The 20,856-nt window shown below is 57.2% G+C and carries 18 protein-coding genes; 12 read left to right on the top strand and 6 right to left on the bottom strand.

Translation table 11 applies throughout. The features are described from left to right. Positions 1–549 precede the first annotated feature (549 nt). The 5 genes from ABUK12_RS20340 (at position 550) to ABUK12_RS20320 (ending at position 6,182) form a co-directional block, all read left to right on the top strand. Positions 550–1,062: a fimbrial protein gene (locus ABUK12_RS20340; protein WP_410013509.1), complete on the top strand. Its 513-nt coding sequence runs from the start codon at positions 550–552 to the stop codon at positions 1,060–1,062. Between the two features lie 114 nt (positions 1,063–1,176). After that, positions 1,177–1,863, top strand: a complete 687-nt coding sequence (locus ABUK12_RS20335) for a molecular chaperone (RefSeq protein ID WP_410013508.1) — start codon at positions 1,177–1,179, stop codon at positions 1,861–1,863. 70 nt (positions 1,864–1,933) lie between these two features. Continuing rightward, positions 1,934–4,483, top strand: coding sequence for a fimbria/pilus outer membrane usher protein (locus ABUK12_RS20330; RefSeq protein ID WP_410013507.1), 2,550 nt, complete (start codon positions 1,934–1,936; stop codon positions 4,481–4,483). Positions 4,484–4,493: 10 nt separating this feature from the next. Further along, positions 4,494–5,516 carry a fimbrial protein gene (locus ABUK12_RS20325; RefSeq protein WP_410013506.1) on the top strand — a complete coding sequence of 341 codons (1,023 nt, stop codon included), beginning with the start codon at positions 4,494–4,496 and terminating at the stop codon, positions 5,514–5,516. 171 nt (positions 5,517–5,687) lie between these two features. Next, positions 5,688–6,182 (top strand): DUF1198 family protein, encoded by a 495-nt coding sequence (locus tag ABUK12_RS20320; RefSeq protein WP_410013505.1) that lies wholly within the window; start codon positions 5,688–5,690, stop codon positions 6,180–6,182. An 87-nt stretch (positions 6,183–6,269) separates the two neighbouring features. Here the strand turns inward: ABUK12_RS20320 and ABUK12_RS20315 are convergent, their stop codons facing one another. Further along, positions 6,270–6,686 (bottom strand): winged helix-turn-helix transcriptional regulator, encoded by a 417-nt coding sequence (locus tag ABUK12_RS20315; protein WP_410013504.1) that lies wholly within the window; start codon positions 6,684–6,686, stop codon positions 6,270–6,272. 98 nt (positions 6,687–6,784) lie between these two features. Here ABUK12_RS20315 and ABUK12_RS20310 point away from each other — a divergent pair, with 98 nt between their 5' ends. The 5 genes from ABUK12_RS20310 (at position 6,785) to ABUK12_RS20290 (ending at position 11,789) form a co-directional block, all read left to right on the top strand. After that, positions 6,785–7,516, top strand: a complete 732-nt coding sequence (locus ABUK12_RS20310) for an SDR family NAD(P)-dependent oxidoreductase (protein WP_410013503.1) — start codon at positions 6,785–6,787, stop codon at positions 7,514–7,516. Between the two features lie 316 nt (positions 7,517–7,832). Next, complete coding sequence (locus ABUK12_RS20305; protein WP_410013502.1) at positions 7,833–8,636, top strand: MipA/OmpV family protein; 804 nt, start codon at positions 7,833–7,835, stop codon at positions 8,634–8,636. A 14-nt stretch (positions 8,637–8,650) separates the two neighbouring features. Further along, positions 8,651–9,361, top strand: a complete 711-nt coding sequence (locus ABUK12_RS20300; protein ID WP_410013501.1) for a response regulator transcription factor — start codon at positions 8,651–8,653, stop codon at positions 9,359–9,361. Next, positions 9,354–10,736 (top strand): sensor histidine kinase, encoded by a 1,383-nt coding sequence (locus ABUK12_RS20295; protein ID WP_410013500.1) that lies wholly within the window; start codon positions 9,354–9,356, stop codon positions 10,734–10,736. Before ABUK12_RS20300 ends, ABUK12_RS20295 begins: the two co-directional genes overlap by 8 nt. A gap of 417 nt (positions 10,737–11,153) precedes the next feature. Then, the gene (locus ABUK12_RS20290) at positions 11,154–11,789 is read left to right on the top strand and encodes a transglycosylase SLT domain-containing protein (protein ID WP_410013499.1); all 636 of its coding nucleotides are present in this window, start codon (positions 11,154–11,156) and stop codon (positions 11,787–11,789) included. Here the strand turns inward: ABUK12_RS20290 and ABUK12_RS20285 are convergent. Continuing rightward, positions 11,786–12,745, bottom strand: coding sequence for a LysR family transcriptional regulator (locus ABUK12_RS20285; protein WP_410013498.1), 960 nt, complete (start codon positions 12,743–12,745; stop codon positions 11,786–11,788). The genes ABUK12_RS20290 and ABUK12_RS20285 overlap by 4 nt on opposite strands. Before the next feature lie 82 nt (positions 12,746–12,827). Between ABUK12_RS20285 and ABUK12_RS20280 the strand changes: the two genes are divergently transcribed. Further along, positions 12,828–13,829: an MBL fold metallo-hydrolase gene (locus tag ABUK12_RS20280; RefSeq protein WP_410013497.1), complete on the top strand. Its 1,002-nt coding sequence runs from the start codon at positions 12,828–12,830 to the stop codon at positions 13,827–13,829. A 22-nt stretch (positions 13,830–13,851) separates the two neighbouring features. Here ABUK12_RS20280 and ABUK12_RS20275 read toward each other — a convergent pair whose 3' ends face one another. Then, positions 13,852–14,760, bottom strand: a complete 909-nt coding sequence (locus ABUK12_RS20275; RefSeq protein WP_410013496.1) for a LysR substrate-binding domain-containing protein — start codon at positions 14,758–14,760, stop codon at positions 13,852–13,854. Positions 14,761–14,863: 103 nt separating this feature from the next. Between ABUK12_RS20275 and ABUK12_RS20270 the strand changes: the two genes are divergently transcribed. Then, positions 14,864–15,931: an SDR family oxidoreductase gene (locus ABUK12_RS20270; protein ID WP_410013495.1), complete on the top strand. Its 1,068-nt coding sequence runs from the start codon at positions 14,864–14,866 to the stop codon at positions 15,929–15,931. A 22-nt stretch (positions 15,932–15,953) separates the two neighbouring features. On the opposite strand, the gene ABUK12_RS20265 is transcribed toward ABUK12_RS20270, so the two are convergent. From ABUK12_RS20265 to ABUK12_RS20255, 3 genes are all read right to left on the bottom strand, one after another. Further along, complete coding sequence (locus ABUK12_RS20265) at positions 15,954–16,919, bottom strand: D-2-hydroxyacid dehydrogenase family protein (protein WP_410013494.1); 966 nt, start codon at positions 16,917–16,919, stop codon at positions 15,954–15,956. Between the two features lie 59 nt (positions 16,920–16,978). Further along, positions 16,979–18,589, bottom strand: coding sequence for a methyl-accepting chemotaxis protein (locus ABUK12_RS20260; protein ID WP_410013493.1), 1,611 nt, complete (start codon positions 18,587–18,589; stop codon positions 16,979–16,981). Positions 18,590–18,894: 305 nt separating this feature from the next. Continuing rightward, the gene (locus tag ABUK12_RS20255; protein ID WP_410013492.1) at positions 18,895–20,562 is read right to left on the bottom strand and encodes a methyl-accepting chemotaxis protein; all 1,668 of its coding nucleotides are present in this window, start codon (positions 20,560–20,562) and stop codon (positions 18,895–18,897) included. Between the last annotated feature and the right edge of the window lie 294 nt (positions 20,563–20,856).

The following is a 20,856-nucleotide window of genomic DNA, read 5'->3' as shown; positions in this document are numbered from 1 at the left end:
GCCGACATGGGCGGCATTATTTTTATATACGCCTTATTTTTTGGCGGCGCAGCCGCACCGTTCATTAACTATCCATCACCGATTAAGCACCGGCTCTAATGCAGGCTATCAATTTCACTCAACATTCTATAACAATAATTTATCTGGCTATATCTCATATAAAATTAAAATTCATTATGATTATTTATGCGTAACCTATCTTGTCTCACAAAGAGGTTTTTATCCTAATTGCTCCCCGCCCCTTAAAATAACCCACCATTAAAAATCAATATCAAGGTTTTTATATTTTTTTATTCATTATTCCCTTTAACCCTATTTACAGAAGGTGACGTACCGGCGTTATTATCAACTTGCATCGCACGCTGTATTTTCTGCAAATACACCCTAATGAGGTTTATTATTCACTTGATCCCCTACTGGCGTTTTTCCCCACGCTCGTTGACAGGCAATGAGATCACGCGATCACGTTCCGGCAAGATTGAGTGGCATGTTTCAAAAGGGCAGTGATTTATCCAGCGATAAATAATATTAGTGAACGAGGGGCCTTATATGAAAAGCACATTTACCCTTCCCGCGTTAGCCGTAGCCGGCATTCTGTCCTGCGGCCTGGCTAATGCCGCCGATGGTACCATCAACTTCACCGGAACCATTCTGGATACAGCCTGTGTCGTGGAACCTGCCGTCGTGGCGGTGAATATGGGCAGTTTAACCGTCGCGGCGTTTAGTGGTGTTGGCGCAACCGCGGGTTCCACGCCGTTCTCCATTACGCTGACCTCCTGCCCCGCGGGTTTAACCACTGCCCAGGTCTTTTTTTCCGGCGCTGCGGATCCCGCGGATAGCACGGTATTAGGTTTAACCGCCGGGGGAGCCACCGGCGCCGGCATCGCGCTGTTTGAATCCGACGGCAGCACCCGGGTGAATCTTGGCGCGGCGTCCGTGGCGCAGCCTGTCACCGCGGCCGGCGGTTCGCTGGACTTCGTGGCGAAGTACATGCAAACCGCGACGCCGATTGTAGCAGGTGCCGCCAATGCCACGGCGGAATTCGTCCTGCAATATCCCTAAACATAAATGCCGATGCCCTGGCCCCGTCTTTAGGTCGCCCCAGAGGCCATATTTAATCTCTATCGGTCATTACTCTTGGGCCATGGCGCGCGTAGTGGCGGATTTTTACTGGAGATGACCATGTTTCAGTGGCTGAAAGCGGTATGCATGGCAGCCGGGCTGGTTAGCGCCTTACTGGCTCAGGCCGGCGTGGTGGTGGGCGGAACCCGGGTCGTTTACGATGCCGGGAAGAAAGAAGCGTCGATTTCCGTCAGCAATCCGGACAAATCGCTGCCCTATCTTATTCAGTCCTGGATTGATAACGAACGCGATAGCGACACCCTCAGGGTGCCGTTTATCATCACCCCGCCGCTGTTCCGGCTGGATGCGGGGCAGGAAAATGTCCTGCGCATCGTGCGCGCCGGCGGCAACCTGCCCGGGGACCGCGAATCGGTGTTTTGGCTCAATATTAAATCCATCCCCGCCACCGATAAAAATGCGATCAACCAGTTGCTGATCAGCATCAATACCCGCATCAAACTGTTTTATCGTCCGCAAAACCTGGCCGGTCGTGCCGGGGATGCGTATAAAGCCCTGAATTTCTCCCGCCAGGGCGGGCAATTAACGGCGCGTAACCCTACCCCGTTCTACGTGTCGTTCGCCAGTTTGAGCGTAAGCGGCCAGGACATTACAAATCCCGGCATGATTGCCCCGCTGGGCACCCTGAGCTGGCCGTTGCCGGCCGGGGTACGCGGTAACGTGATGTGGCGGGCGATTAATGAATTCGGCGGCACTTCCGCGCCGGCCAGCGCGCCGTTGTGATGGCTTAACGACGGCACGCCCATTAGCCGGCGGATCATCCGTTTGCCAGCATGCGGTAGAGGGGGTGAATATGAAAAATGCGCTATCCCGGCTGCCTGTCAGACCGATGTTGATGAGCTGCTTCGCCTGGTCCATCCCGCCTGTTTTGCCGGTCTTATCGCTGGGTCTCGTCCCGCTGCCGTCGCCGGCGCAGGACTACTTTAATCCCAACGCCCTATCCCTCAAGGGGGCGGCAATGCACACGGTTGATCTCTCCCAGTTCTCTGATATCGGGGGACAACTGCCCGGCATCTATCGCGTCGATATCTATCTCAACGGCAATAAGGTGGATACCCGCGAGGTCACGTTTGTGGCCTCCGCGGCGGGGCTGCAGCCCGAACTCACCGCCAGGCAACTGGCGGAGTATGGGGTGAATCGCGGCGCCTTCCCGGCCCTGCGGGCGCTGCCGGACGACCAGCCTATTACCGCGCTTGGCCAGTACATTCCCGAGGCCGGCAGCACGCTGAATTTCCAGCAATTGCGCCTGGATCTCAGCGTGCCGCAGGCGGCGCTGGACAGCCAGGCGCGCGGCTATGTCGATCCGTCGCAATGGGATCAGGGGCTGCCCGCCCTGATGCTGGGCTACGCCTATTCCGGCTCTACTACCTGGTATGACGACCAGTCGGGCAGCGACGAAAACCATTATCTCAACCTGCGCAGCGGGGCCAATCTGGGCGGTTGGCGATTAAGGAATTATTCTGTTTATAGCAACAGCAGCCGGGAGCGTTCCCATTGGGACAGCATCAACACGTACGTCCAGCATGACGTGCAGTCGCTTAAGGGCCAGTTTACCGCCGGCGACGCCTACACGCCCGGGACGATATTCGACAGCGTGCCGTTTCGCGGCGCGCAGTTGGCCTCCGATGATAATATGCTGCCCGATAGCCTGCGCGGGTTTGCCCCGGTTGTACGAGGCATCGCGCAAAGCAACGCGCAGGTGACCATTCGCCAGAATAATTCCATTATTTATCAGACGTACGTCGCCCCCGGCCCTTTTGTGATTACCGATCTGTTTCCCACCGCGGCCAGCGGTAACCTGGACGTGACGATACGGGAAGCCAGCGGCGCGGAACGCCGTTTTACCCAACCGTTTTCGGCGGTGCCTATCATGCAGCGCGAGGGCAGGTTGAAATATGCCGCCAGCGCCGGCCGATACCGCTCCGCGTTTAACGACGCGCGGGAGCCCAATTTTCTTATGGGCAGCCTGATTTACGGCCTGCCCGGGGACACGTCGGTCTACGGCGGGTCAATCGCCTCGGCGGACTACCAATCCCTGCTGCTGGGGATGGGCCGTGGTTTTGGCGACCTGGGCTCCGCGTCGTTCGATGTGACCCGGGCCAACACCACGTTGCCCGGCAGCGATGAGCGCCATACCGGCCAATCGTATCGCTTCCAGTACGCCAAAGTCTTTACCGACTACGGGACCTCTTTTACCCTCGCCGGGTATCGCTACTCCAGCAAAGGCTTTTATGACTTTGGCGATGCCAACGAGATGACCCATCAAGCCTCCGACGCCTGGCAACGGCTCTACAACAAGCGCAGCAGGATCCAACTGAATGTCAGCCAGTCTATGGGCGATGCCGGCAGTCTGTATCTGGCGGGCTATCAGCAGGACTACTGGCAGCAAAGCGGTTATCAGCGCAGCTTAAGCGCCGGGTACAGTCTTAGCCACGCCGGCATCACCTATTACCTGAATTACACTTTTAGCCAGACGCCGGGGCCGCAGGACAACGATCGGCAATTTGCGTTCAGCGTGCAAATCCCGCTCAGCAAATGGCTGCCGAACAGCTGGGCGACCTACAGCGTCAATGGCGATAACCACGGCGCGGTCAATCAGCAGGCGGGCATCAGCGGCACCCTGCTTGCGGATAATAATTTTAACTACAGCGTGCAGCAAAGCTACGGCAACCGGGGTACCGGCGCCAGCGGCAGCGCATCGGCGTCGTACCGGGGAGGGAGCGGCGAGCTCAACGCAGGCTATAACTACAGCCGACACAACCGGCAGGTAAACTACGGGGCGCAGGGCGGCGTCGTGGCACATCCTTATGGCGTCACGCTGTCGCAATCGCTGGGCGATACGCTGGCGCTGGTACGCGCGCCGGGCGCCGACGGGGTACGGGTGGAAAACAATACCGGCGTGGTGACCGACCGGCGTGGTTACGCCGTGGTGCCCTTTGCCACCACGTATCGCCGGAATCGCATTGCGCTCGACACCACGACGTTGGGTGAGGATGTGGATATCGATATCAATACCCAGACCGTCATACCCACGCAGGGAGCGCTGGCGCTGGCGGACTTCAAGACCCGGGTGGGCAGCCGGGTGCTGCTGACGATAACGTATCGGGGTCAGCCGGTGCCCTTCGGCACGCAGGTCACCCAGATACAGGCCGCCGGTGAAAGCGAAAACAGCGGTATTGCGGATGCCGCGGGCCAGGTGTACCTGAGCGGAATGCCGGAACAGGGCCGGATCAAGGCGGTCTGGGGCCAGGGCGCGGACCAGCGGTGCGAAGCCGGCTACAGTCTGCCCGCCGCGGCATCGCCAACCCCCTCGATTCGCATGGCCAGTGTGCCATGTCGTTAGGAGCCATCGTATGAAGCAACAACGCATTTTATGGTCGATAAGCGCCCTGCTGGCGACGGCGTGCGCGGCGCTGGCGTATACCCCACCGGCCATGGCCGCCTGTACCACCACGGGAGCATCGCAGACCGGCGCCCCCGTCACCTTAACGTTAGCGCGTGATAAACCCAACGGCCTGATAGGCAACCCCTATGTTTTTCCGAGCTCGGATAAATATTCGTGCGCCCCCGCCGGCATAACCCAGCAACAATTTGGGCTACAGGGAAATTTGGAAAATATCACAGGTGAGGTATCGGCTGGCCGTAACATCTATAAATTGGGTGATACCGGATTAGGTTACATCGTCTATGGCGATGTGCAGCCTACAGGAGACTGCGTAGGATCCGCCTATATAGGCACCGGCCCGCAGATGGGGGGGGATGCCAATACCGTTCAGCTATGCTCCAATCCAAGCGGCTACATCCCGCAGTTAACCGGCGGCGCAACAATCACTTTTTATAAACTCGGTCCCGTCACCCCCGGAACCCTCCCCTCGACACATCTCGCCAGTTTTATCAATGTCGTAAACGGCAGTGATTTGACTTTGCCGGCGGTATCGCTTTTCTCGGGAATTATTACCGTTATCGTCAATGCATGCTCCGTGACCAACACCGCCATCACGGTGCCGATGGGTAATGTGGATCGCGCAGAGTTTACCGCCATCGGCAGCACGGCGGGCCTGCGCGGCTTTACTATACCGCTGGATTGTAATCCCGGCATTAATGTCAGAGTGCAGTTCGACGGCATCAGCGCCGGCAGCGCGACGAACGTACTGGCGCTGAGCCCATCCTCTTCCCCCCCCGCCGCCACCGGCGTGGGCGTGCAAATACTGTATAATAGCAATCCGGTCACCCTCGGCGCGCCGCTGGCCGTTGGCACCACCACCGTGGCAGGATTTTTTAATATCCCGTTAGAGGCGCGTTATTACCAGACTGAAAGCACGGTGACGCCCGGACTCGCCAACAGCACAGCCACCTTTACCTTAACCTACCAATAAATCACGGCGGGATGAAATGGGTTGGCCTTAAAGCGGACGCCAGTGCGCAGCTCCGGCAATAATGGTAAATTGCGGGTCGCTGAATCCCGGTGAACATCTTTCTTCCGCACGGCTGTTTTCTCGGCGGTGATTTACTCTTATGATGGACCCTGGTTTGCTTGAGGACGTCCCATGATCTGGCTCATACTGGCAACGCTGGTTGTCGTTTTCCTTGTCGGTTTTCGCATCCTAAACTCCGATTCCCGCCGGGCGTCGCAGGCGTTGACCAAACGCCTGAATATCGAGCCGGTCTATGTGGAATCCATGATAAGCCAAATGGGGAAAAAAGCCGGCGGCGAGTTTGTCAGCTATTTATTACATAACAGCGAATCACATCTCGGCAACGCCGCGGGCGTGCTGCTGATCTATCAAACCTTTATTGTCGATGACGCCGAAGAGAGTCTGGCATTCTGGCATTCGGTGTTGCATAAAGCGCGGCTGCCCACCGAACTGACGCATAAACATGTCCGTTTGGCGCTCTCGTTTTTACGGGACCTTGAGCCGGAAGCAAATGATCTCGCTGCTTACCGGCAACGCTATAACGCGCGCTTTACCGATATCTTTAACCAGGTCCCCGCCGCCAACAGCAATGTGTATTATCTCGACGGTGTCGCGCCGAAGAATTAAGGCGGCAGGACGCATTTGTCCAACAGGACGGTAAACCGTTCAGCCAGGCCATCACTCTGCGGATAAGACCGATGTCTCAATGCGGGTTCAATTAACCGCGCTGTTCATTTGATGAATATGCTGATCGAAATCCCGCTGCGCCCGTTCGATGTCGGGCTGATGATCGACAGCCCAGGCATAAATCGCGGCAAACGGTGATTGCAAGGTATGCCCCAACGGCGTGAGCGAATATTCAACCGCGACCGGCGAGGAGGCTATAACACATCGTTTTACCAGCCCGTTTCTCTCAAGACGACGCAGGCTCTCGGTCAACGCCTTCTGGGTTATCCCCCCCACACGCCGCTGCAACGCGTTAAAACGAACCGGCTGCTCACAAAGGACAATCAGGATCATCAGGGACCATTTATTGGCGATTTGGTCAAGAATCGGGCGCGCCGTGCATGCAGCGGCAAGGGTGTTCACCGCGCATGCGGCAGCAAGGGTGTTGATAGCGGGCCGGGACATAGTGGTTTCCTTGTGTATACCTACGCGACTCAAGGTGCGTAATTGACAGTAAGTATATAAGTTATACCATCATGGTTCAAATTCAATGGAGTACTTATATGTCGAACTTAAATGGGAAAATCGCGGTCGTCACCGGCGGCGGCAGTGGCATCGGCCTGGCCATCGCACAACGCTTCGTGCAAGCAGGCGCTTATGTCTTTATCACCGGCCGCCGCCAGGCGGAACTCGATAAGGCGGTGGCATTGATCGGCGGAAATATCGCGGCGGTGCAAGGGGATGTGACGGAAATGGCGGACCTTGACCGGTTATATGCCGCGGTCAAGGCTCAAAAAGGTCGGCTGGATGTTCTGGTGATCGCCTCAGGCGTTTCCGTGCCGTCCACATTAAACGAGATAACCGAAACCCATTTCGATCTGATGTTTGATGTTAACGCCCGCGCCGCGCTGTTCACGGCGCAAAAAGCGCTGCCGCTGATGGATAAGGGCGGCAGTATGGTATTGATTGGATCCATCGCCGGATTTATCGGCACCCCCGGCTATGGCGTCTATGGCGCGACCAAAGCCGCCATGCGCTCCTATGCCAGAACGTGGGCCAACGAGTTCGCCGATCGGGGAATTCGCGTGAATACGCTGAGTCCCGGACCGATCGACACGCCAATGTTTGATCAGGTTACGCAAGAGGTTCGGAAAACCTTGATCGGCCATATTCCGTTAGGCCGTCTGGGCAAACCGGAAGAAGTCGCGGCCGCCGCCCTGTTCCTCGCCTCGGATGAAAGCAGCTTTATTACCGGGGCAGAATTGTGCATTGATGGCGGAATGGCGCAAATTTAACCAGCGGCGCCCAGGCCGGCTACATGACTATCGTCGCCACCCAACCCGTGACCCTGGCCGGCGGATACATTCCGCCTCTTTGCCGGTCCCTGCCGGCGGCCGGGGCCGGCGCGCGTTGTTCACTTATGTCATGTTGCCGGCACCCTCCCAAATTTATTCACTGCGATGACCATGCCATGAAATGATGGCGGACTGCCGCTGAAGGGATCATTAATCGCCTCGCTGTAAGTCGACTGTAAGCCTGACGGCCTTAGAGTTGACCCCATCTTGGTCACGTCCTCCCGGCGACATCCAGACAACCACTGTGAGAGAATTCATGCAACATCGGCTCAGGATAGGGTATGCAGTAGCATCCGTAGCGTTTTTTTCCGGCGCCGCCTGCGCTGCCGGCACCGCCCCGGCGACGGCGGAGAATGACGCGACGGGCTTTTCATTTTGGAGCGATGCGCCCAACGTTACCCACTGGGGTCTTGGCATCGGCGTGGGCTATGAGCAATCGCCTTACAAAGGAGACGATGCCAGCGTCTCCCCGCTGCCCCTGATCTATTTCGATAACAAATGGATCCATCTCTTCGGCAACAAACTTGACGTCAAGATCGGCCGCTGGGATAACGTCAGCGTTACCCTGCGCGGGGAATATGCCCTGGGCGATGGCTATAAGGAATCGGATGCGCCGATACTCGACGGCATGCAAAAACGCAAAGGCGGATTCTGGGTCGGACCGGCCATGGCCTGGGACAGCGGCTACGGCACCTTCGGCGCAAACGTCCTGACGGCGGGGAATAAAGGGCTGAAAGCGGGCATTGATTACCACCGGGCGTTCGAATACGGGGACGTCACGCTCGTGCCCCACGCCGGCATTGACTGGTATAACAGTCGCTATGTGGATTATTATTACGGCGTGGAAAATGATGAAGCGCGCGCCGGACGCGATGCCTACGCGGGTAAAGCCACCTATAACTTCTCGGCGGGCGTGCGTTTCGATTACCAGCTTACGCCGCACCAAAGCCTGAGCCTGGACGCCGGCGTCTCTCATCTGGGCGGCGGAATCACCGACAGTCCATTGGTTGACAGGACAGTGATCCCCGAGGCCCGGTTCGGCTACCTTTATCGTTTCTAACTGGAAAACACGACATGGCGCGTATCGCACTTATCGAGGATAACGAGCGTCTGGCGGCCATGATCGGTCAGGCGCTGTCCGGTGCCGGGGTGGAAACCGATTTTTTTTATACCCTGTCGCAGGCGAAATACGGCGTAAAGCAGGCTGATTATGCCGTGCTTATCATCGATCGCGGCTTGCCCGACGGCGACGGATTGGATTTTTTAAGGGAGTTGCGGGCCACGGGATATATGACGCCCTGCCTGATCCTGACCGCCCGGGATGCCTTGCACGATAGGGTCGACGGACTGGAAAGCGGCGCGGACGATTACGTTACCAAACCGTTCGCCATGAGCGAACTGGTCGCGCGCATCCGAACGCTGATGCGGCGGCCGGCTGAAACCGCCGGCCTGGTATACGCCTTCGCCGATATTACCCTTGATCCCCGGGAACCGACGCTGTACGGCGCAACGCAGTCCGTTTTGCTCGCCCCCACCGAGCTGCAAATATTGCTGGCGTTGCTTAAGGCGGGCGGGCAGACGGTGCGTCATGCATCACTGGAACACGCGGCATGGGGATTGGGGGAAGCGGTCACGCCGAATGCGCTGGAAGTCACCGTTCACCGGCTACGTAAAAAAATGTCCAGCGCGGGCGTGGCCGCCCAAATCGTAAATGTCCGTGGCGTCGGCTTCGCCCTGGCCGTGAGGACGGCCTCCCGCGATGACGGCGGGCTTGGCTATGCTTAAGACATTTCTCCGTGCGCAATGGATCCGTTACTGGACATATAGCCTGTCGGCAAGATTATGGCTGACCAGCATTGCGGTCCTGGCGGTCAGCCTGTCGTTTATCGCGGCGCTTTACCTCTACGCGTTAAATCAGTTTCCCCGGGAAATGTGGCAGAAAGATAATAACCAAAAAAACGCGCTGCGGGTTTCCGCCGGCTTGCAATACAACGAACTGGGCATGCCCGTCTCCGCCAGGCTGGATGAACAAACGGCCTGGCTATTTGCTATCGCCCCCACCGAAGTGATGTATCGCGTGTTTGATAACCACGGCACATTGATGCTCAGCAGCGGGAAAGACAACAGCGGCCTGGCATGGGGCAAGGGCCGGCTGGCGGATCTGGCGGATTCCCATCAGCGCGTGACCATCAACGGCAGGCCATTTGATGTAATAACGCTTGCAACCGATCACGGGGGAAGGCGCTTTTACGTGCAGACCGCGACCAGCGACGTCTTCGGGGAAAATGTGGCGAATATGAAATTCGCGCCGCTGCCGGAGATCATCGCCTGGAGCATATTAATCGCGACCATCGCGTTCGGCCTGGCATTCCCCTTTACCATACGCCGTGTGCTCTATCCCCTGAAAGTGGCCTCCGAGGCCGCCATGTCGATCACGCCCGCTAATTTGCAGACACGCTTAAACGATCGTGATATTCCCAGTGAAATCAAGCCGCTGATTGTCGCTTTTAACGCTGCCCTGGCGCGACTGGAAACGGGTTTTATCGCCCAGCAGGATTTCCTCGGCGCCGCGGCGCACGAGCTGCAAACTCCGCTCACGTTACTGCGGGGACAAATTGAGCTGCAGCCCGAAATCGAAAATAAAAACCTGCTGTATCGGGAAATCGATCTGATGGCGCGTCAGGTCCGCCAGCTATTGCACCTGGCGGAGGTGAGCGAATCGCAGAACTATAGCTTTGGCGAGGTGGACCGGCTTGCCGTAATGCGCGACGTGGCATCCTATCTGGACCGCAAGGCCGCGGGCAACCGTATCACGTTGCGCCTGTGGCTGCCGGATACCCTGCCGCCGATACACGCGGATAAAAGCGCGCTGTTTATCTTGCTGAAAAACATCGTCGAGAATGCCATCCACTACTCCCCGCCCGGCGGTACCGTTGATATTCTGGCCGACGCCGCCTCCATCCAGGTCTCGGACAACGGGCCGGGCCTTAAAGCCGATGAAGCGCCGCGGGTGTTTGACCGGTTCTGGCGCGCGCCCGGCGCGGTACATGGCGGTACGGGACTGGGACTGGCCATCTGCAAAGAGATTGCCGTCGCCCATCACTGGCAGCTTGATGTCAAAGCCCTGCAGCAGGGCAGCCGATTTATTTTGCGGTTCTAACTCTTATGGCGCGGCAATATCCTGCCGGCGCCGGCAGGCGGCAAAATATCGCAGCGCATGTCGCGCTAAGATAAAAATAGAAATGAAAAATCGGTATAACCTGCGTTATTTACTTAATATCGACAGTTAAATTATACTGACATCGTTGTCGTATTTGGGGCCAGTCGCGTTATTTGGGCGGCAACGGCGATGCCGCGCGCTATTTGAGCGCGGCGTTACCCTTATATTTTTTGAATATTTAAATATAATTTTAGGATGCATCTTAGAGACAGGGGAATATTCCAGCCGGAATCCCGCGCAATCTAACGAAACGGCGAGAAAAAATGCAATTTGCCTCGCATCACTGAAAAAAAATATTCAGAACTGGCGCAAACCTGTATATGCTGAGGGTCGCTCCCGTCGCCTGAGGCATACTGCGTGAAATTAAACTCCCTTTTCCTGATAGCTGGTTTGCTGTTGGCCGGGTGTGCCAAACAACCCACAGAGCGGCCTGTCGCCATCGTTACTCCCCCCCAGCCGCAGCAAATGTTGCCGCAGTCAGCGCCCAAGGGAATCTATGGCGGCTATATCCACGACTCCGCCAGCATTTACGGCGTCGATGAAACGCTGGTGAAAGCCATTATTCAGGTAGAGTCGGGTTATAATCCCAGCGTAATCAGCAAATCCAACGCCGTCGGGCTTATGCAGCTTAAGGCGTCTACCGCCGGACGCGATGCCTATCGGTTAAAAGGCCGCTACGGCCAGCCGAGCGTCCGTGATTTAAAAGACCCCGCCACGAATATTGATCTGGGCACGGCCTATATCAGCATCCTGCAACGGCAGTTATCCGGCATCCACAACCCCGAGACGCTGCGTTACGCCATCGCGGTCGCCTACGTTAACGGCGCGGGCGCCCTGCTGCGCTCGTTCTCAAGCGATCGGGACTACGCCATAAACAGAATCAACCAACTGACGCCGGAACAGTTCTACCAGCACATCCAGGAAAAACATCCCCAGCCGCAGGCGCCGCGATACCTGTGGAAGGTAAAAAACGCCTATCTGGCGATGCGCTAAGACTCTAAGTGCTTTGTCTCCGCGGTGTGCTGCGCCGCATTATTTCCCGCTATAGCGCTTATCTGCCCCGCAAGCCAGCGGCGGCCTGCATCGGCGTCATTTCTGCCATGCCATAACAGCGACAGGTCAAATCCCGGCAGCGCCAACGGCGGCGGACTGGCGCAAAAAGCGACATTGCGCATCCACGCCTGCGCCAATGCTTGCGGTACCGTGGTCAGCACCGGCGTATTCTGTAATATCCCCGGCAATGAAGAGAAGTGCGGCGTGGTATAACTGATGCGCCGTTCCATGCCCTTTTCCGCCAGCATATCGTCCGCCACGCTGCGCGCCCTGGAGCGATAGGTCACCAGCAGATGTTCATATCGCAAGTAATTCTCAAGGGAAAGCGGGGCGGGCAGCGGCAGCTGACGCGGATGCCATAATACCAGGAATTCCTGGGATAACAGCTTCTCCCGCCGTAGCCAGGGGGCCTGGTCGCTGGTGACTGAAACCACCATATCCACCTCGTGCTGCTCAAGAAAAGCCGGGTCCTCAAAGGGCGTGGTGGCGATAACGTTGATACGAATAGCCGGCGCGTGCGTCCTGAGCTGTTTCAACAGCGGCGGCATCAGCCAAATCTCTACCCAATCCGTCATTCCCAGAGTGAATGTCCGCTGGCTCGCGCCGGGGATAAACTCATCGGAATTAAATAAAATCGACTGGATCTGTTCAAAGTGCGGCGCAAACCGCCGGGCCAGGAAATCCGCCCTGGCGGTGGGTTGCATCCCCTGGGCGGTACGGATAAACAGCGCATCGTCAAATAACGCCCGCAGCCGGGCCAGGGCGCTGCTGACCGCCGGTTGCCCCAGGAAAAGCTTCTGCGCGGCCAGTGAAACGCTGCGCTCCCGGTACAGTACCAGGAAAGTAATCAGCAGATTCAAATCCACACCACGAAAATCATTTTCGTTGATATTCATAATTACTCCAATCAATTTGATCAATACTATCGCCGACCAGATACTTTAGCCATTGATTTATGTCGTTTAAAAATGGAAGGTAATGATGAAAAGAGTCAACAAGGTCAAGGTCGCCGCCGTCTTTATGCTTGCTACGGCGCTCTCACCCGCCCTGGCGCTGGTGCCCGCCGCCGCGACCCCGGTGGCGCAGCAAAAACACCAGGCTCCGGGCTTTTATCGTATGATGCTGGGCAAGTTTGAAATCACCGCCGTTTCCGACGGCACCGTCACCATCCCCCTGGACAAGCTGTTGCTGGACATCACCCCCGCCATGCTCAAACAGCGCCTGGCCGATGAAGATATGTCCGCCAATGTGGAAACGTCCATTAACGCCTATGTCATCAACACCGGCAGCAACCTGATACTCGTCGATACCGGTTCCGGCCCGCTGTTTGGCAACAATGGCGGACGTCTGCTGGAAAACCTGCGCGCTGCCGGTTATCCGGCGGAAAAGATAGATACCGTCTTGTTAACCCATATTCACGCGGATCATTCGGGCGGATTGGTGCATAACAGCCAGTACGCTTTCCCCAATGCCACCGTTTGGGTTAATCAGCGGGATGTCGACTTTTGGCTGAATCCCAGGAATATCGGCCAGGTGCGGGAGAGTGAAAAGCATACCTTCGCGGAATCCGCGTCCTCCTTCCGCCCGGTAATCGCCGCGGGAAAATTAAAAACCTTCACCGGTCAAACCCAGCTGTTTTCCGGCATAAACGCCATCCCCGCCCCGGGCCATACGCCGGGCCACACGCTTTATATGATAGAAAGCGCCGGCCAGAAGCTGTTGATCTGGGGCGATACCATTCATTCATCCGCCGTGCAATTTCCCGATCCGGACACGACGATTACCTATGACTGGGACAAGACGCAGGCGGCCGAATCCAGGAAAGCCATTCTGGAGGAGGCGGTAAAAAATGACTATTTGATTGCCGCCGACCATATTGCTTTTCCCGGCCTGGGCCATGTGAAATACCGGGATAGGACGGGCGATCGGCGGGGTTACCGGTGGGTGCCGGTTAATTACAGCCTGGCGGGATTAGAATAACCGCGGCACGCGCGCGCATGCCTTAGCGAATGCGCAGCTGCCCGGCGAAAGTTCGCAACAATAAATCGATCTTGGGGGTCAGTTGCTTATTTTTCGGCCAGGTAATATGCAAAGGCAGGCCGTCGACCACGGCCTCGGGCAGGACAGGCACCAGTTTGCCCTCATCAAGGCTTTTGCTCACCAGCCAGGTGGCTATTTGCGCCAGGCCCGCCCCCGCCTCGAGGGCCGCCACCTGCGCTTCGCTGTCGCTGACCATCATATGATGCGCGATCTCAAGCCCCCTGGTCCGCCCCCCCTCCGCCGGCAATAACCAGCGCGCCCCCGCGCCATCGCTTTTACCATAGACCACGCAATCATGATCGCTTAACGCCTTCACGGTGAGCGGTACGCCCCGGGATTTCAGATAAGCGGGCGCGGCGCAGAAAATCAGGCGTTCGGTGCCCAGGTAGCGGGAGCCGATCGCCGGCGGCAAATCGCCAACGCCGCCGATACGCACCGCGACATCCACGCCCTCGTCAACCAAATCGACAAAACGATCGGTAAAGGTGATATGGGGCCGCAGATGGGTATGCCGCCGGAAAAACGCGATCAATATCGGCATCACGATAAGGCGGCCGAACGAGGCCGGCAGATCGATACGCAGCCGGCCCATGGGCGTATGGGCATGGGACGCCAATACCGCCTGGGCATCGGCCAGGTCGTTCAATACCCGGGTACAGGTGGCGAAAAACGCCTGTCCGGCATCGGTCAGGACCAACCGGCGCGTAGTGCGCTCAAACAGCCGTGTGTCCAGGCGTTGTTCAAGGCGCGCCACGCTTTTACCCACCGCGGAACTGGTGAGGTTCAGCTGTTCGGCGGCGGCGGCGAAGCTGCCGTACCTGGCGGTGTAAACAAACGCGCTCAGGCCTTTCAGACGTTCCGTGGGATGCATATTATCAGGGATAAAAATTCTCGAATGGAAGGAAACAATAGCCGGGATAAGAATTAAATTCCAGTCTAAGCTGAAGACCTGGAATGATAATGGGAGATAAGCTATGCAACATCGTGCCTTAATCGTCGGCGTTAGCGGCATTATCGGCAGCGCGCTGGCAGTGAAATTATTGCACAGTGGGTGGCGGGTCTACGGTTTATCCCGTGGCCGCACGCCGGTGCCGGAAGGCTGCGAAGCCATCGTTGCCGACCTCACCGACGGGCAGTCCGTGGCGGCGGCGTTGAAAGATCTTGCGGTCGATCGCGTGTTTTTCACCGCCTGGTCGCGTCAGGCTACGGAAAAAGAAAATATCCGCGTGAACGGCGCCATGGTCAGTCATGTCCTGGATGCGCTGGGCGCCTCTATGGCAGGCGGCCATGCCGCGCTGGTCACCGGGCTGAAACATTACCTCGGTCCCTTTGAGGCTTATGCCACCGGCGCGGTCCCCGTCACGCCCTTTCGCGAAGAACAGGGGCGGCTGCCGGTGGACAATTTTTATTACGCCCAGGAAGATCGCCTGTTCGCCGCGGCCAAACGCCATGGCTTCACCTGGAGCGTCCATCGCCCGCATACCATCGTTGGTTATGCCATCGGCAATGCCATGAATATGGGGGTAACGCTGGCGGTTTATGCCACGCTGTGCAAATACACCGGCCAGCCGTTTATTTTCCCGGGTTCCGCCATGCAATGGCACGGCCTGACCGATATGACCGATTCCCGGCTGCTGGCCAGTCACCTGGAATGGGCCGCCACCCATGACCAGGGGAAAAACCAGGATTTTAACGTCGTAAACGGCGATATCTTCCGCTGGCGGTGGATGTGGTCGCAGATAGCCGATTATTTTGGCGTGTCGCCGGCGCCGTTCCCCGGCCAGGCGTCACCGCTTGGCGAGCGCATGCAGGACGCGCCGGCGCAGTGGACGGACATTGCCGCGCGCTTTGGCCTGCGCGAGGCCAATATCGATAACCTGGTCTCCTGGTGGCATACCGACGCCGACCTCGGCCGGCCGATGGAAATCGTGACCGATATGAGCAAAAGCCGTAAGGCCGGTTTTACCGGCTACCAGGATACCCGCGACAGCTTTATCGACCTGTTTGACCGTCTGAAAGCCGAGCGTATTATCCCGGCGTAACCGCCAGATCCCGGCGGCCCGGTTATGCCAGCAGCCGGATAGGCCGGCCGGCGTGCCAGGCCAGGATATCCTCGATCATATCGCTGAAGAACACCTGGTAGCTTTCACGGGTTACGTAGCCGATATGCGGCGTCGCCAGGACATTATCCATGGCGCGAAACGGATGCGCCGCCGGCAGCGGTTCCTGGTCAAAGACATCCAGGGCCGCGCCGGCGATGCGCCGTTCGTGCAGCGCGGCAATCAGCGCCGCCTCATCAATTATCGGTCCGCGCGCGGTGTTGACCACATACGCCGTGGGTTTCATCAGCGCCAGCGATGGCGCGTCCACCATTGCGCGGGTGCGCCCGCTCAATACCAGATGGACGGATAAGACATCCGCCTGTGCAAACAGCGTTGCTTTATCAACATAGGTCACACCTGATTCGGCCGCCCGCTCAGCCGTCAGGTTTTCACTCCAGGCGATAGTCTCCATGCCGAAGGCCTGCGCATAGCGGGCCACCTTCCGGCCTATCTTGCCCAACCCCAGGATACCGAGCGTGCGGCCGTGCAGGCTGGTGCCCAGCCCCTGCTGCCAGCCGCCCGACCTCAACGCAGTCGCCTCCGCCAGCAGGTTGCGGGTAAGCGCCATAATCAACGCCCAGGTCAGTTCGGGGGCGGCATAGGGATTGCCGTCGGTGCCGGCGACGCTTATGCCCAGCTCTCCGGCGGCGGCAATATCAATCGCGGCATTTTTCATGCCGCTGGTCACCAGCAGCTTTAACTGCGGCAACTGCATCATGAGCGCGCGGTCAAAACGGGTCCGTTCACGCATGGCGCAGATAACGTCATAGCATTGCAGCCGTGCGGCCAACGCCGCGGTATCGGCGGGGAACTCGTGCAAAAATGTCACGTCGCCGACGGGCGTCAGCGCCGACCAGTCCACGACCTGACCGGCGATGGATTGCCAGTCGTCGATAACCGCAATACGTACAGGGGATAATTGGCTCATTTTATTCCTCGCAGTGGCACAAAGGATGGCAGGAAAATATCATCGGCTTTTCCGGCCGGTCATGCCAGCGCGAACTTACTGACGCTTTGCCGCAAACGTTGGGAATGGCCGATAAGCGCATCGGATGCTTTGGCGCACGCCAGGGTCAGCAGATTGCTTTGCGCGATTTGATCGTTGAGCTGTTTAATTTCACCGGCGATGGTATTCACCCCTTCGCTTTGCGACGCGGCATTGCGCTGCAGTTCATCCAATAACAATGCCACCCCCTGCACCGCCTGGACAATATCGTGGTATACCCGGTCCAACGCTTTTACCCGGCTGAAACCGCTGTCGATGTGCCGGTGGGTGGATTGGATCAGCATATCGATATCACGCGTCGACCCACCGCTTTTTTGCGACAACAGGCTCATTTCCCGCGCCACCACTGAAAATGTGCGGCCGTTTATCCCTGAGTGGGCCGCTTCGATGGCCGCGTTCAACGACAACAGTTTGGTTTGCATGGAGATGCCGTCGAGGAAGGTCACGATGCCGGCTATTTTTTCCGACTCCGCCACGATCTCATGCATTTTTTTATCAACCTCCGTCACCATCTCGCCACAGCGCCGGGTCAACGCCTCCGCATCACTCATATGACGTGTGGCATTACCGGCGAACTGCGCTCCGGTTTCCGCTTCCTGCGCCACATGGTTTAACCGCTCGCCGATAGTTTGAAAAGCCTGGGTCTGGTGCCGGTTATGCTGGCTGACGCGCTGGTTATGACTGGCGATGTCGCCGGCGCCCTGCATCACAAGGGAAGATATTTCATTGATTTCATTGACGATATGTTGCAAGCCCAGTTGCATCTGGCCGATACCTTGATTCAGATCCACGATCTCCCGCGACTGCCAGCGGGAGGCCGTCATAGGTTCGCTGAGGTTGCCGGTGGCAATCTGCGCCATATGGCGCAGGGCGTGGTCGAGAGGCATGATAACGGCATAGGACAGGGCCAGGCCGGCTAGCGCCAGCAAACCTGCCAGCAACACCGAGATACCTAGCGACAGGCTGCGACCGGTGGTCAGCGAGGATAATATCGCTTGGTTAAAGCGCCCGGCTTCGGCGGTATCCTGGCTTAGCCGCTGATAAAACGCCGTGTTGAATTGTTCCTGAAACGCCTGGATGGGCACCATGAAAAACGAATCGATATTATCCGCGCGCAGTCCCTTTAACTGCTCATTCAGCCCGTCAAACACCAGGGCGAAATTCTGGCGCAGAGCGGCGTCGTTATCCTGCGCGCCATCCAGCTTTTGATAATCGGCAAAAAAGGACTGAGCCGCTTTTAGCGCTGTGTCGGCGCTGTCGGCCAAGGCCTGCCAACTGCCGACGGAGCCGCTTTGTTTATCCTGCATAAAATAAACGCCGGCGCGATTGATATTATCGCTGGCGGTCAATAATTCTATACGGGATTTATTCATTAACGCCTGACGTTCCGTCATGGCGTGGGCGGTGGTGATATTGCTTTTCATATGGGTGACCAACTGAGAAAGCAACGCGATAGAGAGGCATTGCAACAGACAAAACAGCAACAGGAACAGGACAAACCCGCCGCGCAGGCTGGTCATCCATTGCGGCGCGTCGATGCGCGGTAATCGCCATCTGCGGCCCTTGAAACCACCTTGACCAATAACCAACATGATTTTATCCATCATAAATAAAATGCAGTATTCGACGGCTTGATGTCAGTGATGTTACAGCGGGGCAATCGGGGCGGTAAAAAACCGTATCCCCGGCGCTAAGTCAAATAAGCGGCAGGATATGCGGCATGGATAACGCAATGGATAACGCAATAGGACGGTCTTGATCCGCGGCGTTCGCAACGCACGCGCCGGGGGTTAAGGGGCGAAGAGAGGGGAGATCGTCTGGCGGCGGGACGGTGGGCGCCTAGCGGCGGCCGACACTTTTCCGGCAGCCACCAGGCGTTATTCAAAAAGGATTGACGTTAAAATGTTTCCCAATTTTCGTTAAGTTTTTCCCGGCCAGCCGGCGTTTTTAATCCGTCCTTTGGCGCCGCGGCGCAAGACGATATCGAGGTGTCTGTTTTCAGCAATCGCCCCGCCGCCGGCAATTGAAATACCGACACGGTTTCCGTCAGCAAACGGGCCTGCTCTTCCAACGATGCCGCCGCCGCCGCGGATTCCTGCACCAGCGCCGCGTTTTGCTGGGTTACCCCGTCCATTTCCGCCACCGCGGTGCTGACCTGGCTGATGCCCCGGCTCTGTTCTTCCGAGGCCGAGGAGATCTCGCTCATTAAATCCGTCACGCGGTTTACCGCCTGCACAATACTGTGCATGGTCTCGCCGGCGCGCGAGGCCTGCACGGACCCCGTGCTTACCCGTTCAACCGACTCCGCAATCAGCCCTTCAATTTCTTTCGCCGCCTGGGCGCTACGTTGGGCCAGACTGCGCACTTCGCCCGCCACCACGGCGAATCCACGACCCTGTTCCCCCGCCCTGGCCGCCTCCACCGCGGCGTTTAACGCCAGGATATTCGTCTGGAAGGCAATGCCGTTGATGACGCCGGTGATATCGGCAATTTTTTTCGAACTGGTGGTGATGCTGCTCATCGTGGCCACCACCTCATCGACGATTTCGCCGCCTTTTTTAGCGGTATTGGAAGCATCCTGTACCATTTTATTGGCCTGGAACACATTTTCCGTATTTTGCTTAACCGTCGCGCTTAGCTGCTCCATGCTCGCGGCACTCTCTTCCAGGGCCGCCGCCTGTTGCTCGGTGCGCGAGGAAAGATCGGTATTGCCCCGGCTGATTTCCCCCGCGCCCTGGTAAATGGAGGCGGAACCGTCGCGAATGGCGGAGACCGTGCGGATCAGGTTCTGTTGCATTTCCTGCAAATAGGGGAATAGCAGGCCCACATTGTTACGGCCGAACACGGCGATGGTATCGCCCAAATGTCCGCCGGAAAGCGTGTGCAGCTGTACTTTAAACCGTTCCAGCGGCTTAAGCATGCAGTTGACAAGATAGCGGTCGGTCAGGACCAGGATGATAAGTCCGGCCACGATGGCCGCAATCAATATTTTTTTGCACCAATCGACCACCACCGCCACCTGCAGCGCGCCTGCCTGCGACATGGCCTCGCTTTTGAATTTTTCCGCCGCCGCGCCGAAAGCCTGGCTGAACGGCGGTGATTGCGTCCGGTATATGCGGCGGTATTCATCCATATTTTTCGCCTGGGCCGCCTGCAATAAAGGCTCCATTCCCTGATTAATAAGCTTGGTCCAGCTGCTGATGATGTTTTCAGTTACCGCGGGGTCAATAGAGGGATGTTGCCGCGCTTTGAACTCATCAAGCGCCGCTTTGGTGCTCTGCATGGCGGTAATAGCCGTCGCCAGTACCTTATCGGCATCCCCTATTTCGCCAGTCTGGACATAATCCATGGCCCGCGACAGGCGCGTAACGGTGCGAAAATACTGGTCGTTGCCGTGGGTGACAATATCAATGTCTTTCTTCTGATCTTCACTGACTGCTAATAGATGGTTTACCTGATTCAGCGAGGACAGGGTAAATGCGGAAACCCCACCCCACAGTACCATAAAAAAACCAAGTGTTATTAAGAGTATAACTCGAATACTGGTATTTTTTAGAACACGCATAGGTACTGCTCCTGTTAATTATTTCTATGCTGGCTTGTGCGCATATGTTTGGCATGCATGGAGGATGGGGGGAAGCGTAAGAACATTTATTGCACCATTCATGCCCAGCCCAAACTGGAAATGATTTTTGCGCGCCGATCTGTCCGTTTAATGAAATCAAATATTGTCCACACCCTGTGAAACGACTTATCTGAGATACAATGGTTATCGGCAAACGTTAACAAAGCTTGATAGAAGATGAAGAAAAAAAAGATCAAAAACAGACAGTTAGCTAGGCGTGTACTCGGCTGTTAA

The organism is Sodalis sp. C49 (genome assembly GCF_046352915.1).
Taxonomy (GTDB): domain Bacteria; phylum Pseudomonadota; class Gammaproteobacteria; order Enterobacterales; family Enterobacteriaceae; genus Acerihabitans.
Note: the sequence above shows the minus strand (reverse complement) of the source record. Positions and strands in the feature narration are given on the sequence as shown.

Bases quoted from the DNA above. Each gene is read 5' to 3' on its own strand.
- ABUK12_RS20335 (WP_410013508.1), top strand. From the start codon at position 1,177: ATGACCATGTTTCAGTGGCTGAAAGCGGTATGCATGGCAGCCGGGCTG.
- ABUK12_RS20300 (WP_410013501.1), top strand. From the start codon at position 8,651: ATGGCGCGTATCGCACTTATCGAGGATAACGAGCGTCTGGCGGCCATG.
- ABUK12_RS20340 (WP_410013509.1), top strand. From the start codon at position 550: ATGAAAAGCACATTTACCCTTCCCGCGTTAGCCGTAGCCGGCATTCTG.
- ABUK12_RS20295 (WP_410013500.1), top strand. From the start codon at position 9,354: ATGCTTAAGACATTTCTCCGTGCGCAATGGATCCGTTACTGGACATAT.
- ABUK12_RS20270 (WP_410013495.1), top strand. From the start codon at position 14,864: ATGCAACATCGTGCCTTAATCGTCGGCGTTAGCGGCATTATCGGCAGC.
- ABUK12_RS20330 (WP_410013507.1), top strand. From the start codon at position 1,934: ATGAAAAATGCGCTATCCCGGCTGCCTGTCAGACCGATGTTGATGAGC.
- ABUK12_RS20260 (WP_410013493.1), bottom strand. From the start codon at position 18,589: ATGTTGGTTATTGGTCAAGGTGGTTTCAAGGGCCGCAGATGGCGATTA.
- ABUK12_RS20325 (WP_410013506.1), top strand. From the start codon at position 4,494: ATGAAGCAACAACGCATTTTATGGTCGATAAGCGCCCTGCTGGCGACG.
- ABUK12_RS20315 (WP_410013504.1), bottom strand. From the start codon at position 6,686: ATGTCCCGGCCCGCTATCAACACCCTTGCTGCCGCATGCGCGGTGAAC.
- ABUK12_RS20305 (WP_410013502.1), top strand. From the start codon at position 7,833: ATGCAACATCGGCTCAGGATAGGGTATGCAGTAGCATCCGTAGCGTTT.
- ABUK12_RS20255 (WP_410013492.1), bottom strand. From the start codon at position 20,562: ATGCGTGTTCTAAAAAATACCAGTATTCGAGTTATACTCTTAATAACA.
- ABUK12_RS20280 (WP_410013497.1), top strand. From the start codon at position 12,828: ATGATGAAAAGAGTCAACAAGGTCAAGGTCGCCGCCGTCTTTATGCTT.
- ABUK12_RS20285 (WP_410013498.1), bottom strand. From the start codon at position 12,745: ATGAATATCAACGAAAATGATTTTCGTGGTGTGGATTTGAATCTGCTG.
- ABUK12_RS20320 (WP_410013505.1), top strand. From the start codon at position 5,688: ATGATCTGGCTCATACTGGCAACGCTGGTTGTCGTTTTCCTTGTCGGT.
- ABUK12_RS20310 (WP_410013503.1), top strand. From the start codon at position 6,785: ATGTCGAACTTAAATGGGAAAATCGCGGTCGTCACCGGCGGCGGCAGT.
- ABUK12_RS20275 (WP_410013496.1), bottom strand. From the start codon at position 14,760: ATGCATCCCACGGAACGTCTGAAAGGCCTGAGCGCGTTTGTTTACACC.
- ABUK12_RS20265 (WP_410013494.1), bottom strand. From the start codon at position 16,919: ATGAGCCAATTATCCCCTGTACGTATTGCGGTTATCGACGACTGGCAA.